The 15861-nt window shown below is 72.4% G+C and carries 13 protein-coding genes; 6 read left to right on the plus strand and 7 right to left on the minus strand.

The genetic code is table 11. The annotated features are described in order from the left end of the window. Positions 1 to 56 precede the first annotated feature (56 nt). Positions 57 to 533 carry a hypothetical protein gene (locus ACFYL4_RS07560; RefSeq protein WP_387517218.1) on the plus strand — a complete coding sequence of 159 codons (477 nt, stop codon included), beginning with the start codon at positions 57 to 59 and terminating at the stop codon, positions 531 to 533. 99 nt (positions 534 to 632) lie between these two features. On the opposite strand, the gene ACFYL4_RS07565 is transcribed toward ACFYL4_RS07560, so the two are convergent. The 3 genes from ACFYL4_RS07565 to ACFYL4_RS07575 form a co-directional block, all read right to left on the minus strand. Next, positions 633 to 1115: a YbaK/EbsC family protein gene (locus ACFYL4_RS07565; RefSeq protein WP_357765116.1), complete on the minus strand. Its 483-nt coding sequence runs from the start codon at positions 1113 to 1115 to the stop codon at positions 633 to 635. A 79-nt stretch (positions 1116 to 1194) separates the two neighbouring features. After that, the gene (locus ACFYL4_RS07570; protein ID WP_387517220.1) at positions 1195 to 1866 is read right to left on the minus strand and encodes a YdcF family protein; all 672 of its coding nucleotides are present in this window, start codon (positions 1864 to 1866) and stop codon (positions 1195 to 1197) included. A 61-nt stretch (positions 1867 to 1927) separates the two neighbouring features. Continuing rightward, positions 1928 to 3226, minus strand: coding sequence for a YeeE/YedE family protein (locus ACFYL4_RS07575; protein ID WP_387517223.1), 1299 nt, complete (start codon positions 3224 to 3226; stop codon positions 1928 to 1930). Between the two features lie 490 nt (positions 3227 to 3716). Here ACFYL4_RS07575 and ACFYL4_RS07580 point away from each other — a divergent pair, with 490 nt between their 5' ends. Both ACFYL4_RS07580 and ACFYL4_RS07585 read left to right on the plus strand, forming a co-directional pair. Next, complete coding sequence (locus tag ACFYL4_RS07580) at positions 3717 to 3947, plus strand: hypothetical protein (protein WP_357765100.1); 231 nt, start codon at positions 3717 to 3719, stop codon at positions 3945 to 3947. Positions 3948 to 4221: 274 nt separating this feature from the next. Next, positions 4222 to 5322, plus strand: coding sequence for a hypothetical protein (locus ACFYL4_RS07585; protein WP_357765097.1), 1101 nt, complete (start codon positions 4222 to 4224; stop codon positions 5320 to 5322). Positions 5323 to 5409: 87 nt separating this feature from the next. Here ACFYL4_RS07585 and ACFYL4_RS07590 read toward each other — a convergent pair whose 3' ends face one another. Next, the gene (locus tag ACFYL4_RS07590; protein WP_387517226.1) at positions 5410 to 6441 is read right to left on the minus strand and encodes a TetR family transcriptional regulator; all 1032 of its coding nucleotides are present in this window, start codon (positions 6439 to 6441) and stop codon (positions 5410 to 5412) included. A gap of 142 nt (positions 6442 to 6583) precedes the next feature. Further along, positions 6584 to 7459, minus strand: a complete 876-nt coding sequence (locus tag ACFYL4_RS07595; RefSeq protein WP_387517229.1) for a family 16 glycosylhydrolase — start codon at positions 7457 to 7459, stop codon at positions 6584 to 6586. A 294-nt stretch (positions 7460 to 7753) separates the two neighbouring features. On the opposite strand from ACFYL4_RS07595, the gene ACFYL4_RS07600 reads away from it, so the two are divergent. Further along, a complete protein-coding gene (locus ACFYL4_RS07600; protein ID WP_387517232.1) occupies positions 7754 to 9340 on the plus strand; it encodes an alpha/beta hydrolase in 1587 nt (528 codons plus the stop codon). A 43-nt stretch (positions 9341 to 9383) separates the two neighbouring features. Here ACFYL4_RS07600 and ACFYL4_RS07605 read toward each other — a convergent pair whose 3' ends face one another. Further along, entirely contained in the window at positions 9384 to 10250 is an 867-nt protein-coding gene (locus ACFYL4_RS07605) for an alpha/beta fold hydrolase (RefSeq protein WP_387517787.1), read from the minus strand. A 19-nt stretch (positions 10251 to 10269) separates the two neighbouring features. Next, positions 10270 to 10839, minus strand: coding sequence for a TetR/AcrR family transcriptional regulator (locus ACFYL4_RS07610; RefSeq protein WP_387517235.1), 570 nt, complete (start codon positions 10837 to 10839; stop codon positions 10270 to 10272). Positions 10840 to 11020: 181 nt separating this feature from the next. Here ACFYL4_RS07610 and ACFYL4_RS07615 point away from each other — a divergent pair, with 181 nt between their 5' ends. Both ACFYL4_RS07615 and ACFYL4_RS07620 read left to right on the plus strand, forming a co-directional pair. After that, positions 11021 to 11719 (plus strand): response regulator transcription factor, encoded by a 699-nt coding sequence (locus tag ACFYL4_RS07615; RefSeq protein ID WP_357767814.1) that lies wholly within the window; start codon positions 11021 to 11023, stop codon positions 11717 to 11719. Further along, complete coding sequence (locus ACFYL4_RS07620) at positions 11716 to 15747, plus strand: MMPL family transporter (protein WP_387517237.1); 4032 nt, start codon at positions 11716 to 11718, stop codon at positions 15745 to 15747. The genes ACFYL4_RS07615 and ACFYL4_RS07620 overlap by 4 nt, the downstream gene beginning before the upstream one ends. The last annotated feature ends 114 nt before the right edge of the window (positions 15748 to 15861 follow it).

The following is a 15861-nucleotide window of genomic DNA, read 5'->3' on the forward strand; positions in this document are numbered from 1 at the left end:
GGGGGTCGAGACCGTGAGCTGACGCGTCGCGGGCCCGGGCTTCCTAGCGTGGGGGCATGAATTCCACCGACCGCCCCGCCCCGTCCCGCCGGACCGGGCTGGGCCTACCGTTCCCGGCCGTCGTCGCCCTGGCCCTGCTGGCCGCGCCTCGGGTGGTCCTGCACGACCTCGGGGTGCTTCAGGAGGGCACCCTCGTCAACGCCCTCTTCGTGTTCGTGCCGCCGTTGGTGTGGATCGCCGTGGTGGTGTGGCGGAGGGTGCCGAACCCGTTCCTGACCCTGCTGGTGGTGGGGGTGGTGTACGGGGTGTTCCTGATGCTCGGCCACCAGCTGCTGTGGACCACGGCCTGGGACGGCGATCCGCCGACCCTGGGGGGCAACCTCAGTGACCTGCCGCCGGTCGCGCACGCGGTGATCACGCGCGGCTTCGCGGCGGTGAGCAGTGTCGTCACCGGGACCCTGGTCGGGGCGGTCAGCGGTGCGGCCGCCTGGGGCGTGGGCCGGTGCGTGGCCAGAGCGGCCCCTACCTCCTGACCCGCGCCGGAGCCGGGCGCGCCGAGGGCCGGTGTCCGCGAGGCGTGGTCGCGCTCGCGGACGCCGGCCCGGTCCGGGGGTGGAGTGCGGTCGGCCGGGTCAGTTGACCGCGACGGAGGAGCCGCCGGTGATGCGGAGCAGTTCGGTGTGGTCGGTGGGGAAGACGGTGTGCGGAGTACCGCCCGCCGCCCACAGGCACGGGTGCTCGGCGAGGGCGGGGTCCACCACGGTCTCCACGGGAGCGGGATGGCCGAGGGGGGCGACGCCCCCGATGGCCTGGCCCGTGGCCTGACGTACCTCTTCGGGGCGTGCGCGCCGGATCGTGCCCTTGCCCAGGCGCTGGGCCAGCAGGTCGACGTCGACCCTGTGTCGACCGCTGGTCATCACCAGCAGGGGCGCCCCGTCGGCCATGAAGACCAGGCTGTTGGCGATGGCGCCGACCTCGCAGTCCAGGGCCTGTGCGGCCTCCGCGGCGGTCCGTGTGGACGCTGGAAGCGCGCGTATCCGTCCCTGGACTCCGCTGGCCTCAAGGGCGTGTGCGACCTCGCGGCTGCGTTCGGGCAGGTCCTGGAGCTGGTCCATGTCGTTCCCCTCGTCGTTCTCGGCCGCAGGCTATCGGAGGGGACCCCGCCCGCGTGTTCGGCGGTTCCGTGCCCGCGTCTCAGTCCGCGATGAGGTGGCCGTCGAACCCGGCCCCCACCAGGTACGCGTAGGCGGAGCGGACCCGCTCGGGGACCTCCTGCGGTACGGAGAACCCCCGTGCCGGGTACTCCATCACCCGTTGCAGGTCGCCCACCATGGTGTCCATGACGAGCCGGTCGTCGCCCACGGTGCCCAGGTAGGAGTCGAACCCGGTCCGGGCCGACGCGCACACCGCCTCCACCTCGGGCCAGATCCGGCGCGCGGTGGCGTACGCGCGGCGCTCCATGTAGGGCTTGCACACGAACATCACCGAGCGGACGGCGATCCCCGCGTCGGCGAGCAGAGCGCGGGAGCGGCTCAGGTTCTCGCCGGTGTTGGTGGCCCGGGTCTCGGTCAGGACCGCCTGGTCGGGTACCCCCAGGCTCAGGACGTGTTCGCGGTAGTGCACGGCCTCGCCCCTGGGGAACCGGGCCAGGGTGGTGGGGCTGTTGGCACCGCTGATCACCATGCGGGGGAAGAACCCGCGCCGGTACAGGTCGGCGGCGGTGGTGGCCACTCCCAGGTCGTGGCTGCCCAGGACCACCGCCACGTCGCACGGTCGCGGTTCCCGGCCCAGCCGCTGGTAGTCCCAGACGATCCGGGCCCGTCGGCGGACCTCCTCGGTCAGTTCCCCGCGCGCGTTCGCTCCCACACCGCTCCCTCCGCCGCCGTCGCGTGTCAGGAGCACCCTACGGCGGCGGAGCGGCGCGGGGTCAGCAGACGCTGTCGCCGGGCTTGGGCACGCCCAGCCCGAAGAGGGTGCGGGCCCGCAGGCCCACCCAGGTTCCGGCCAGGGCGAAGACGGCCCACAGCCACCCGTGCAGGCTGCCCGAACCGATCCCGGCCAGGTAGGCGCCGATGTTGCACCCGCCCGCGAGTCGGGCGCCGATGCCCATCAGGACACCGCCCACCAGCCCGGCGGCCACCAGTTTCCAGCTCAGTCCGGTGTGCCACTTCCAGGTGCCGGCGGCCCCGGCGGCCACGGCCGCGCCCAGGATGATGCCGATGTTGGTGAGGCTGTTCTTGTCCTGGAGGACGGGCCCCGCGAGCTGCTCGGCCTGGCCGGGCTGGGACCAGAACGCCCAGGTCTCGGGCTGGGCCCCGACCAGCTGGAGGGCCTTGGCTCCCCACAGGTTGAACGCCGAGGTGATGCCCCAGGCGCCGCCGGAGACGACCAGCACGGCGGTGCCCAGGGCGGCCAGGACCAGGGCGCCCGCCACCAGGGGCCAGCTGCCGCGCACGACGCGCGCGACACCCTCGGCGGAGGGCGGTGCTCCCACGGGCGGCGGGACGCGGCGGTTCTGCACGAAGCGGGTGATGACCACCACGGCGACCAGGGCCGCGATGGTGAGGAGCCAGGAGCCGCCCCAGCCGACGTGGTCGGAGAGCAGTACCGGCGGGATCGCGGGCAGGTCGGACACCAGGGGCCAGGCGAGGCTGTACAGCTGGGAGCCGACGATGAACCCGAAGAGTGTGACGAGAATGGCGGACTGTCCGGAGCCGACGGCGAAGAGCGTGCCGGAGGCGCAGGCGCCGCCGAGCTGCATGCCGATGCCGAACAGGAACGCCCCCGCGAACAGGGCGATGCCGATCGGACCCGCCGAGGGGGCGGGCTCATTGCCGAACAGCCCGGTTCCGGTGCCGATGACCAGCGCGAACAGTGTGGCGGTGGTGCCGAGCAGGACGGCGTGGGCGCGCAGCCCGGTGCCGTTGCCCACCGCGAGGAACTGGCGCCAGGCGGAGGTGAACCCGAACCGGGAGTGGAACAGGGTGAAGCCGAGACCGGTGCCCAGGAGCAGCAGGACGGCGGGCAGAGGGCCGTGTTCGGACCAGACGAAGGCGGCCAGGCCGAGGGCGCCGATCAGGGCGACCCCCAGCGGCCACCAGCGCACCGGTTCGGCGGCGGGAGCGCGCGGCGGCGGAACCGAGAGGGTGGGGTTCCACTTCAGGGCCAGGGCGGGCGAGACCCCGGAGTCGGGATTGTCGGTCGATTGGGTGGGTGTTGCGGTCACAGGGACGTGTCCAGACGTGACGGGGTGGAGCGACGTGTGGTCGCGGGGTCGTCGGAAGCACACCGGTGCCGCGTCGGGCGCGGAGGAACGGGTCGGTCAGCGCACGCGTGGACGGCACCGGCGGCGACAGAGGCCGTCATCGGTGCTCGTCAGCGACATGGAGATGAGAGCCATGCGCAGAAAACGGGAGGGACCGGACATGGGGGAGATTCTAGGGCATGAAATGGTGTGCGCCCGGACCCGGGGCCACCCGCAGGGGCGCGCCCGCCTACGTGCGGGGGAGGGGGCGCCGTCACGATCGTTCCGGCGGCTGGTTGGATGGGCCTGTGGAGGACGGCGTTCCACGGCGCCCCCGCCGCCTTCCCTGGGGAAGGCCGCCGCGTGGTCGCCCGTCAGGTCCTCCGCGAACGGAACCCGGTTCGGGCTCCGGCGTGCCCCAGGCGCCGGCCCCCGGCCGGGTGTGATCCCCCCACGCGCACGAAGGAGTCACGTGTACGAGTACCGGAACGACCTCGCGACCACCTACCAGATCCTCGTCGACCAGGGGCAGGCCCCGACCGAGGTGATCAAGCTGACCGTGGAGGCGTCCAGTCTGACGGAGGACCTGGAGGCGGCCGCGCAGGCGTTCTTCGCCTCCCTGGCGGAGAACCACGACATCGAGGTCACCCAGTCGGTGCGTGCCACCGGATTCCGCACCGGTCCGGTGTTCCCGGTCGACTAGGTCGACGCGCGGGCCCCCGGGCCGCGGCCGTCCGCGGGCCGCGGTCCGGGGACGGACCCTGCGCCCGTGGAGCCGCTACCGTTCGTCCCCGGAGCCCCTGCGTCCTGGCTCGTCGAGTCCCCGGGGCGCGCCCCGCGGCACTCCCCACCGAACCGCGCCCCTCCGAGTCCGGGGTTCCGTGGGTCATGGCGTGACGCCTCCCGGGTGACGGCGCGGCGCCGGGACCCGTGGGACGGGAGGGGCACGGCCGTTCCGGATTCCCCTTGGAGAGTGTGTGAACGAGCAGCGCGCCGAGCATTTTCGTCGTGTCCGTACCGCCGCCTCACAGATGATGTGGGCACAGGACGACATCTATCCCTGGCTGGGTGAGGAGTGGCCCCCGCACCTGCGTCGGGCGTGGTCGGAGCTGGAGAGGGAGCTGGAGCGTCTGGCGGAGGAGGACGTCGCGGCGCTGGAGGGTTTCGACCCCGCCCATCACCTGTTGTCGCGGCGGGGGCCTCAGGGGCAGCCGATCACGTTGAGGGACGCGGCCGAGGACTGGCACCAGCGCATCACCCGGGGGCCGAAGATCGCGCCGGTGATCGGTCCGTCGGGGTATCCGAGTCTGGCCCCGGGGAGCGCGGTGATCCTCACGACCGGTTGGCACATGATGTTCGGGTTCATGTTCAGGGGGGAGTTCGACTCCCGTCTGGCTCCGGGGCGTCCGGCGGTGACCTTCGGCCCCCAGAGCCGGGAACTGGCGGAGGCCTACCGCGACCTGGCCGCCCAGTTGCGCGCTCCCCTGGGGGACGGGGCTCCGGGTCGCGCGGTGGCGGAGCCGGTGGCCGCCGACACGCCCACACGGGAGCGGGCGGTGTCCGAGGCCGACTACCGGAGGTTGTGTGAGCTGGCCGGGGCCGCGGCCGAGGCGGTGCCCTCGCGGGAGGAGATCATCGCCGATCGGGAGATGAGCGTCTCGGTGACGGTGGCGGACGTGGCCCGGAGGGTGTCGCGGATTCTGGAGGGCAGCCCGGAACCCGCGTGGGTGGAGCCCACGGAGGGGGTGGAACCCTCCGTTGATCAAGTGCGTGATGCCGCCATGGTCGTGTCCTTGGAGGAGCAGGGCCGGAGGCTCCGGGATCGGTTCGGGCGACAGGAGGCCCCTCAGAAACCGGACGAATGGGATGCGCTGGAGGACTACCAGTCCTCGTCCTGGCCGATCCAGAGGCCTCGGAGGCTGGTGTTGTCGCCCGCGTACGCCCTGGTGATCGCGGAGGTCCTGGACGAGTTCGCGGCCCGCTTCACCCCCGGACAGAGCGTGGGGCGGATGCGGTTCGACGCGTTTCCCCTGTGCGTGTTCCTGCGCCGCCTCGAAGCCCGGTGGAGTGTGCTGTGAGCGTGCGGCGCCCCGGAGGGCCGGGGTGTGCGGTCGGCGCTCCCGCTCCCGGTACCTCCGCGCGCGGCGCGTCGGCCATCGGGCGGCTCAGTCTGCCGTGAGCAGGGTGATGGTCCCGTTGTCGGTCCGTGCGGTGACCGTGCTGTCGCTGGAGTCGTCCGAGGGGAGGTCGTTGTCGATCACGCCGTTGTCGACGGTCTCGAACACCGCGTAGGGGCCGCCGGGCAGCGTGACCGTCGCGTCGCCGTTGTTGGTACTGACCTCCACCTCGGTGGGCGGTGCGGTGAAGACCGCTTCGATGCTGCCGTTGTCGGTGGCGGCGCTCAGGGTGTCCGAGCCGATCCCGGTGAGGTTCATGTCGCCGTTGTCGGAGGTCAGGGTGAGGGGGCCGGTCGTGTCGGCGACGTCGAGCGTGCCGTTGGCCGAGGTGAGCTCGACCGGTGCGGTGAAGCCGGACACGGAGACGGGCCCGTTGTCGGTCTCCACGGCCAGGGCGGTGTCGGCGGGGACGAAGACCTGGTAGCGGACCTGGCAGTCGGAGACGGCGCCGCACGTCATCTCCAGGGAGAGGGTGTCGCCGGTCAGCTCCCAGTCCCCGCCCGCGTTGCCCGAGTCCCTGCGCACCACCCGGACCTGTTCGGTGTCGTCGGGGACGATCTCCACCGAGGAGTTGTCGACCTCGACGATGAGGAGCGTGGGCACGTCGTCGTAGGTCTTCTCCTCCGGATCGCCGAGTTCGGGCTGGCCGAGACCGGTGATCTCACCGCACCCGGTGATCAGGCCGAGGGAGAGCAGGGCGCCTCCGGCGGCGAGCGCGGTGCGGGTGGTCGGCGGGTTCATGGGTCTCCTCGTGCTGGAGGCGGGCCGCGAATCCGGCCAGGACGGTGGTCGAGGCGGACTCTGTTCGGAACGCTCGCTCAGGACGGCGGCGAAGAGGTCCTGTTTGCCGCCGAAGTCGGAGTGGACGGCGCCCTTGGTGAACCCGGCCGCGCGCGCCGCGTCGTCCACGCGGCTGTGGGCGTAGCCCCGCTCGGAGAACACGCGCGCGGCGGCGGTGAGCAGGCGGCCGCGCACCTGCGCGCGGGGTAGGCGGGAGGCGGGTCGGCGCGGTGTGTCCACCGGGCGAACCTAGCATGGCCGCGGGTGTCGGATACCCGTGGGTATCGAACCGTGCGCCGGGGCCGGGGCCGGAGCCGCGGGTCGGTGCACGGGGGCGGGGTCCACAGCGCCGTGGACCCCGCCCGTTCGGACGGCGAGGGCGCTACTCGGTGTCGTAGACGCGGACGTAGTCCACGACCATCTCCTGGGGGAAGGAGGTGGTCTCGTCCGGGTAGCCGGGCCACTGGCCGCCCACGGCGACGTTCAGGATGAGGAAGAACTCCTGGTCGAACACCCAGTCGCCGCTGACGTCGGCGGGGGTGACGGTCTGGAAGGGCACGCCGTCCACGGACCAGGTGATGGAGCCGGGGGCCCAGTCCACCGCGTACACGTGGAAGTCGTCGGGGAAGGCGCCGCCGTCCGGGTGGTCGTAGGAGCCGCCCACGCCGTCGCCGCCCGAGTAGCCGGGGCCGTGCACGGTGCCGTGGACGGTCCCGGGTTCGCTGCCGATGTGCTCCATGACGTCGATCTCGCCGGAGTCGGGCCAGGGGGTGTCCGGGAAGTCGGCCCCGAGCATCCAGAAGGCGGGCCACACGCCCTGTCCGGTCGGCACCTTGATCCGGGCCTCCACCCGGCCGTGGGCGTGCTCGACCTTGTTCTGGGTGGTCATGCGGGCGGAGGTGAAGCCGCCGTCGGCCTCCTGGCGGGCGGTGATGACGAGGTTGCCCTCGCCGTCCAGGGCGGAGTTGTCCCGGCTGGTGGTGTAGTTCTGGAGTTCCTCGTTGCCCCAGCCGTGGTCGCCGGTCTCGTGGTTCCAGTAGGCGGGGTCGGGGGCCTGGCCCGCCGCGCCGTCGAACTCGTCGGACCACACCAGCGCGGCCTGTGCGGTGTCGGTGGAGGTCAGTTCGCTGTGGTCGGTCACGTTGTTCTCTGTCCAGGTCAGGGCGGTGGCGAGGAGGGCGGTGGCCGCTCCCAGCCCCACGGTGGTGGTCACGGTGCGGCGCACGGCGGCGGCGCTCGTGGTCGGTCGTCGGCTCATGGGTGCTCCCGGGGTCGGGGGGCGGAGCCGGGTCCGTCGGCACGCGCGGGCTAGCGGGTCTCGCGCGGGTCCGAGGGGGTCGGCACGCCCCGCTGGAGGGTGTGAGGTGACTGTACGGTCGCGCTCCGGGGTGTCACAAGGGGGTTTCGGAGAGTATTTGGGAACGCTCCCATGTGCTCTCGCGGTCCCCGTTCGACGTGTTTCCTCGCGGTCCCTATGCGGTTCGGCAGACGACCGGCGCGTGACCGGCCTCCTACGTTGGCCACTCCGAACCACCGACCGGAAGGCCCAGCGATGCCGAGTTCCGTGCCGATCCCCGACCCCCGCGCCTCCGACCCCCCGCAGGGTCCGGCCCCCGGAAGAACCGGGAGAAGGCGCCTGACCGCCGTCGCCTGCGCCGTGGCGGCCCTCGGACTGCTCACCGCGTCCGTCACCGCCCTCACGGGGCGGGCCGAGGCGGACCCCGGCGCCGACGCCGGGGGCCCGCCCATGACGGGGCCCGAGTGGCGAGAGTGCACCGTGGATGACCTCCTCCCGCCGCCTCCGGAGGGTGTGGAGGCGCCCCCCTTGGAGATCCCGCAGGACCTGTGGTGCGCCGGGATCGAGGTTCCGGTGGACCACGGCGACCCGGCCGGGCGCTCCACGTCCCTCCAGGTGGGCACCCTGCCCCACACCGGTGACGGCGCCAGCCGGGGCACGGTCCTGTACGTGGCCGGAGGGCCCGGAGCCGGGGGAGTCCAGGACCTGGCCTTCGAACGGGAGACCCTCACCGACCTGAGGGCGGACTTCGACGTGGTCGCGTGGAACCCGCGCGGCACCGTCGGCGCCACCGCCGGGCTCCTCCCGCACGAGGTCTGCGGCGACCTGGGTCCCGTCTACCGGGACGTCGGCTCGGAGGAGGAGTTCGACGAGAGGATGGACGAGTACCGCGCCGTCATGGACCAGTGCCGCGACCGCGACCCGGTGATGTTCGCCAGCATGGACACCTCCCAGCACGTCGGGGACATGGAGGCCCTGCGGGTGGCCCTGGGCGAGGAGCGGCTCAGCCTCTACGCGCAGTCCTACGGAGGGGTGCGGGCCACCGCCTACGCCGAGCGGTACCCCGAGCGTCTCCGGGCCGTCTTCATGGACAGCACCGTGGACCACGTGAGCGACCCGGCGGTCATCGAGGAACGGCTTCTGCTGGGCCAGGAGGAGCTGTTCGCCGGGTTCGGGCGCTGGTGCGCCGACGACCCGGGGTGCGCCCTGCACGGAGAGGACGTCCAGGAGCGCTGGAGCACCCTCCTTGACACGGCGGCCGAGGAGCCGCTGCACGCGGGGCGGGCCCGGTTCGGGCGCGCGGAGCTGTCCCTGGCCGGAGCCGCGCTGCTGCGCTCCGAAGCGGTGTGGCCGCGCTTGGCCGAGACGGTCGCCCGGACCCTGGAGCGCGGGGACGCCACCCCCTTCCTGGAGATCCTGGGAGGGCCGATGTTCGAGCCGAACACGGTCGTCGCCGACATCTGCGGTGACTGGGCGCCCTTCGACGACTTCGCCGGGTACCGGGAGGCCACCGACCGCGCCGTCGCGGTCTCGGAGAACTTCGGCCACGGCCGGAGCCTGCACCACCTGCCGTGCGCGGCCTGGCCGGAGCAGGGGGTCAACCCGCCCGGGCCCATCGACGCGGAGGGTGTGCCGCCGTTCCTGGTCGCCGCATCGGAGCTGGAGTACCCCTACACGGCCCCGGTGGCCGACCACGTGCCGGGATCGGTGGTGGTGACCGTGGAGGGCCGGGGCCACGGCCTGTACTTCTTCGAGACCAACACGTGTGTGGTCGGGCACGCGAACCGGTACTTCGTCGACGGGGCGCTGCCCGCGCCCGGGACGCGGTGCGCCCTCGACTAGGGCTCCGCACCGCCCCAGGGCGAGCGCCCCCGGCGCACCGGGGTCAGAGGGTCGCCAACAGCTCGGTGAAGGCGGCCGCGAACTGGGTGGGGCGCTCGACCGGGCCCAGGTGGCCGCCGGGGAGTTCGGTTAGGGGAAGGCCGAGCCCCGCCGCCAGGGCGGACACGGCGCGATGGGGGAGTTGACCCCGGGAGTCGACACCGGCCACCGGAACGAGCTGATCCCCGTGCGCACGGAGCACGGCCGGATCGGGTTCGTGGGAGGCGAACGGCACCAGGATGTGCTCCAGCATGAGTCGGTGGAGGCCCTCGGTCCTCGCGAAGAGCTCCAGGAGCGCGGGGGAGGGGGGTTCGGGAGCGGTGTCGGCGTAGCCCTCGGTCCAGGTGCCGGTGTGGCGGACCTCGGGGGGTGCGGTGTCGTTGGGGACCGGGGCGGTCATGGCGGCGTTCATGAGCTCATCGGCCTTGGCGCGGTCCCCGGCGAGGGCGGCGTCACGGACCGCTTCGAGGGCGGCGCGGTAGGCCGGGGCGTTCGGGAGCAGGTTCACCAGCGGAGGCTCGTGGACGACGGCCCGGCGGACGCGGTCGGGACGGCGGGCCAGGAGTTCGAGGGCCGTGACCGCCCCGGAACTGAAGCCGAACACGATCGGAGGCGTGTCGAAGAGGTGGTCGATCAGGCCGATCGCGTCCTGCGCGTGGGCGGTGGGGGACTGGTTGCCCGCGGTCCCGCCCCGCTGCGCGGAGGCGGCGCGGGTGGTCATGGTGACGACGTCGTGGTGGTCGGCCAGGCGGAGGGCGAACCGCTCCAGGACGCCGCCGTGTCCGGCTCCTCCGGGGACGAGGAGCAGGCCGGGGCCGGTGCCGCTGCGGTCGTAGCCGACGGTGGAGTCGTCGAGGGTGAGCGTGTCGATGGGGGGCTCCTCTTCGGTTTCAGGGCTTTGACCAGGTGGTCAGAACGTGGTGGAGAGCGTCGATCGAGCGCCGCCACGACGCGTCCAGGTCGCGGTCGGCGGTGAAGCCGCCGACCGCCTCGAGGTCGCTGAATCCGTGGCAGGTGCTGCGTAGCAGGCGGACCGCGTCGGTGGCGTCCTGCCCGGTCAGCTCGTAGCCGCGCAGCAGGGCGAAGCAGGTGTCGATGATGCGTGTCACCCCGGTGGACGCGTCGAGCCGTTCGGGTGGGACGGGGTGGCGGGTGGCGGCGTAGCGGCCCGGATGGCCGGTCGCGAACGCTCGGTAGGCGTCCGCGAAGGCCCGCAGCGCCGTGTGCCCGGAGCGGCCGGCCACCGCACGCCCGAGGGTGTCGGCCCACTCGTCGTGGGCCAGGAGCGCGACGCTCTCCTTGAGGTCGGCCAGGCTCTTCACGTGCGTGTAGAGACTGGCGTCACGCACGCCGAACCGCTCGGCGAGGACAGCCAGAGACAGGCGGTCGAACCCGATCTCGTCGGCGACGTCGGCGGCGGCGGACACCAGGGTGTCCCGGGTGAGTCCCACACGCGGCATGATGTTCCTAACCTTCCTAGGTTTTTTCCTACTCTGCCTTGGGTCGAAGGCGGGGGCAACCGCCGGATGGCCGTCCCGGTCGGGCCGCGGGGTTACCATCGGGCCCGGGTGCGGGCGACGACAAGCCCGTGACCTGGGCTCTCATCGCTCTCTCATCCCCTTCGGCTGTGATGGACCGATCATGCAAGCCAAGATCCTCGTCGTCGACGACGAACCCAACATCCTCGACATGGTCGCGACCGTGCTGGAGTTCCACGGATTCGAGGTGCGGACCGCCGCCACGGCGGCCGAGGCGCACACCGCCGCCCACCTCTTCGGGCCGGACCTGGTCGTACTGGACGTCATGCTCCCCGACGGGGACGGGTTCGACGTGTGTCGCGCGCTGCGGCGCTCCCGGCCCGGCCTGGGCATCGTCTTCCTCACCGCGAAGGACGCCCACAGCGAGCGCGTCGCGGGTCTGACCTACGGCGGCGACGACTACGTCACCAAACCGTTCAACACCGACGAACTGGTGGCGCGGGTGCGGGCGGTCCTGCGTCGCACGCGCCCGGGGAACGCCCCCGACCCCGGCGACGGCGTCCTGCGCTTCGCGGACGTCGAACTGGACGAGCGTGCCTGCGTGGTGCGCAGGGCCGGTCACCCCGTGCCGCTCTCGCGCACCGAGTTCGACCTGCTCCGCTACCTGATGCTCAACAGCGGACGGGTGCTCTCGCGCCCGCAGATCATCGACGAGGTGTGGAGCGAGGGCTACACGGGCGGCTCCAACATCGTCGACACCTACGTCGGGTACCTGCGGCGCAAGCTCGGCGCCCACGGCCCGAACCTCATCCGCACCCAGCGGGGCTTCGGCTACGCGCTGCGCGAGGGCGATCCCGAGTGAGGGCCCCGTGGCGGACCCTGCGCGGCCGGATGGTGGTGGTCAACGCCGTCCTGATGCTGCTCGCGCTGAGCGTGGTGGCGGTGGCGAGCTCGACCTTCCTCGGCTCCTACCTGGTCGACCGGCTGGACGAGCGGATCGAGACCAGCGCGTCGTTCGTTCGCGCCAACCAGGACGAGATCTTCACCAAGAGCCCCGACCAGCTCGTCGAACAGATCCGCGCCCCCGGCGACTTCATCGCCGAGTTCGTCACCCGGGTGCCGGGCGACAGCCACCCCAAGGTGCACCGCCTCCAGGGTTCGGGGCCCACGCTGGTCCGCGACATCGACACCGACAGCGCCCCCGAGGGCGTGTTCACGGTCGAACGGGAGGGGGACGAGTACCGGGTCAAGGTGCTGCGACTGCCCGAGCAGGACGCCGTCGTCCTGCTGGGCGAACCCCTGCGCCCGGTCATCGCCACCGTGCACCGGCTCGTCGCGATCCAGGTGGTGGTCGGTCTGGTCATGCTCGGGTTCGCGCTGGCCGCCGGGACCGCCGTCATCCGCAGGGGCCTGCGCCCGCTGGACGACGTCGTGGAGACGGCCGAGGCGATCGCCCGGGGCGACCTCGAACGCCGCGTCCCCGAGCCCGCCCCGGGGACGGCCGACGAGATCAGCCGCCTCACGCTGTCCATCAACCGTATGCTCGCGCGTCTGCGCGGCGCCCTCCACGCCCACGAGAGGTCCGAGGAGCGGCTGCGCCGGTTCGTCTCGGACGCCTCGCACGAACTGCGCACCCCGCTCACGTCGATCCGCGGCTACCTCCAGCTCGTGGCCCAGGGGGTGGTCGACGTCGCCCGGCGCCCGGACGTCATCACTCGCTCCCAGCAGGAGTCGGAGCGCATGGCCGCGATCGTGGACAACCTCCTCTACCTGGCCCGTCTCGACGAACGGCCCGCGCCCCGGTACGAGGTCGTCGCGCTGGGCCGCGTGGTGGCCGACAGCGTCTCCGACGCCCGCGCCGCCCAGCCCGAACGCGAGTGGCGCACCGACGTCACCGCGGACGGGCTCGTGGTCGGCGACGAACCGGAACTGCGCCAGGCCGTCTCCAACCTGCTGGCCAACGTGCGCGTGCACACCCCGGCCGACAGGCCGGCGACCGTCCGGCTGTACCGCACGGACGGACGCGTGGTCCTGGAGGTGGCCGACGAGGGCCCCGGGGTCCCCGAGGAGAACGCGGCGTTCGTGTTCGAGCGCTTCTACCGGGCCTCGGCGGCCACCGGACGCCCCGGCAGCGGGCTGGGACTGCCCATCGTCCGGGCCGTCATGCGGGCCCATGGGGGCGAGGCCGAGTTCTCCTCCACCGCGGCGGGGGGCACCACGGTCATCCTGCGCTTCCCGTCCCGTCCCGCCCCGGACGGCGGCGCGGACACCGGTCGACGTGACGACGATCTCACCGGCGGCGCGCCGTTCTCATCGAACTCTCATGGTTTTCGGCAGTTCGCCTCATCGGCGTCGTATGAGCTGGAACGGAAGCGTACGTCGGGGTTGAGGGGAATGAGTATGGCTGGGCTGCTCTATCGTCTGGGTGGGTTCGCCTACCGACGACGATGGCTGGTCGTGTTCTCGTGGTTGCTGGTCCTGGTGCTCGCGGGCGGTGCGGCGCTGGTGTTCCGCGCCCCGCTCAACGACGCGCTCAGCATCCCCGGCACCGAGTCGGAACAGGCCACCGACCTGATGGAGGCGCGGTTCTCCACCACGGGTGAGTCCGTCACCGCCGTGCTGCGCGCTCCCGACGGCTCCGACGTCATCGAGGACGACCAGTACGCCGACGCCGTGCGGGCCACCGCCGACGAACTGGCGCTGGTTCCGGGCGTCGACGAGGTCTTCAGCCCGCACGGGATTCTGGAGGACGCCCGGCAGCAGTACGACGACGGGATCGCCGAGGGCGAGGAGGAGGCCCTGGAGGCCGCCCGCGAACAGGTCGAGGGTCTGGTCCCGCCGGAGACGCCCGACCGCGACCAGGTCGTGGAGGACCTGATGGTCGAGGCCGAGGCCCAGGCGCTCGCCGCCGTCGCCGAGCAGGCACCCGACTTCGACGAGGAGGAGATCCTCGACCAGGTGCCGCAGCTCTCCAACACCCGTGACAGCGTGATGATCCAGGTCCAGCTGGAGTTCCGCAACGGCGAGGTCCCCTCCGAGACCGTCGAGGCCATCCTCGACACGGGTGACCAGGCCCGCGCCGCCGGGATGGACGTCGAGTTCAGCGGTCCCTCCATCACCCAGCAGGTGCCCGCCATCATGGGCCCGAGCGAGGTCGTCGGCCTGGTCGCCGCCCTCGTGGTCCTCATCATCAACTTCGGCGCCCTGGTCACCGCCGGTCTGCCCATCCTGCTCGCCCTGATCGGCGTGGGTGTGGGCATGCTGCTGCTCTACGCCTCGTCCAGCCTGATCGAACTCACCAGTACGGCCCCGATCCTGGCGCTCATGCTGGGCATCGCCGTGGGCATCGACTACTCACTGTTCGTGCTCTCCCGCCACCGCAAGCAGGTGGCGCAGGGCTGGGACCCCGCCGAGTCGGCGGCCCGCGCCATCGGCACGGCCGGCAGCGCCGTGGTCTTCGCGGGGATCACGGTCGTGATCGCGCTGCTCGGGCTGTCGGTGGTCCAGATCCCGTTCCTGACCCTCATGGGCGTGGCCGCGATGGTCACGGTCGCGGTCGCGGTGCTCGTCGCGATCACGCTGCTCCCGGCCCTGCTCGGGTTCATCGGCCACCGGGTCACCGCTGGGCGCCTGCCGGTGCTGGGCCGCCGCGCCGAGCGGGCCATGGTCTCCGAGCGCACCATGAGCGCGCGGTGGATCGGCATGGTCATCAAGCGTCCCATCATCGCGATCGTGGGCGTGACCGCCGTCCTCGGGGCGCTCCTGCTCCCCCTGGGCAGTATGCACCTGGGCCTGCCCAGCGACGAGACCAGCTCGACCGACACCACGCAGCGCCAGGCCTTCGAGATCATCAGCGAGGAGTTCGGTCCCGGACACACCGCACAGCTCGCCGTGGTGGCCGACCTGACCGGGCTGCCGGACATGCCCGCCGCCGCCGACGAGGTGGCCGAGCGCATGGAGGAGGTCGACGGGGTCGCGGAGGTGTTCCCGCCCCAGCTCAGCGACGTGCGGGACACCGCGATCATCGTGGTCATCCCCGAGACCGGCCCCTCGGACACCGCCACCGAGGACGTGCTGCACGACGTGCGCGACCTGCGGGGCGAGATCGAGGACGAGACCGGCGCGAAGATCGTGGTGGCCGGTGCCGCGGCCATGGCCATCGACGTCTCCGAACGCCTCGCCGACGCCCTGCCGGTGTTCGCCGCCGTGGTGATCGGCCTGGCCCTGGTGCTCATGACGGTCGTGTTCCGCTCGATCCTGGTGCCGGTCAAGGCCGCGCTGGGGTTCGTGCTCAGCGCGGGCGCCTCCCTGGGCCTGACCGTGGTCGTCTTCCAGTGGGGGTACGGGGCCGGGCTGTTCGGTGTGGAGCCGGGGCCGCTCCTGGCGTTCATGCCGACCCTGATGATCGGCATCCTCTTCGGTCTGGCCATGGACTACGAGGTCTTCCTGGTCTCGCGTATGCGGGAGGACCACGTGCACGGCGCCGAGCCGATGGCGGCGATCTCCACCGGCTTCACGCAGGGGGCGCGTGTGGTCACGGCGGCCGCCGCGATCATGATCAGCGTGTTCGCGTCGTTCGTGTTCGGCCACGTGGAGATGCTCAAGCCGATCGCGTTCGTGCTGGCCGTGGGCATCCTCATCGACGCCTTCCTGATCCGGATGACGCTCGGCCCGGCGATCATGGCGCTCTTCGGACGGGCCACCTGGTGGCTGCCGCGCTGGCTGGACCGTCTGCTGCCGAACGTGGACATCGAGGGCGACCGGCTCGCCCCCGCCGCCCCGGTGCCCGGTGAGGGCACCCGCGATGGTGGGGAGACCGGCGGCCCCGAGAGCGGTACGGACGGCGGTGGGGCCCGCGAGGCCGATGCCCCGGCCGGTTCGCCCCGGTAACGACCGCTCCGATGAACGGCCCCGCTCCGGCGGGGCCGTTCCGCGTACCCGGGCCCGCCGGTGCCGCCCGCGACCGGCCGTGGCTAGTATGACCCGGATCACTCGACAGAAGCC

The organism is Nocardiopsis sp. NPDC006938 (assembly GCF_042869555.1).
In the GTDB taxonomy this organism is placed as follows: Bacteria; Actinomycetota; Actinomycetes; order Streptosporangiales; family Streptosporangiaceae; genus Nocardiopsis.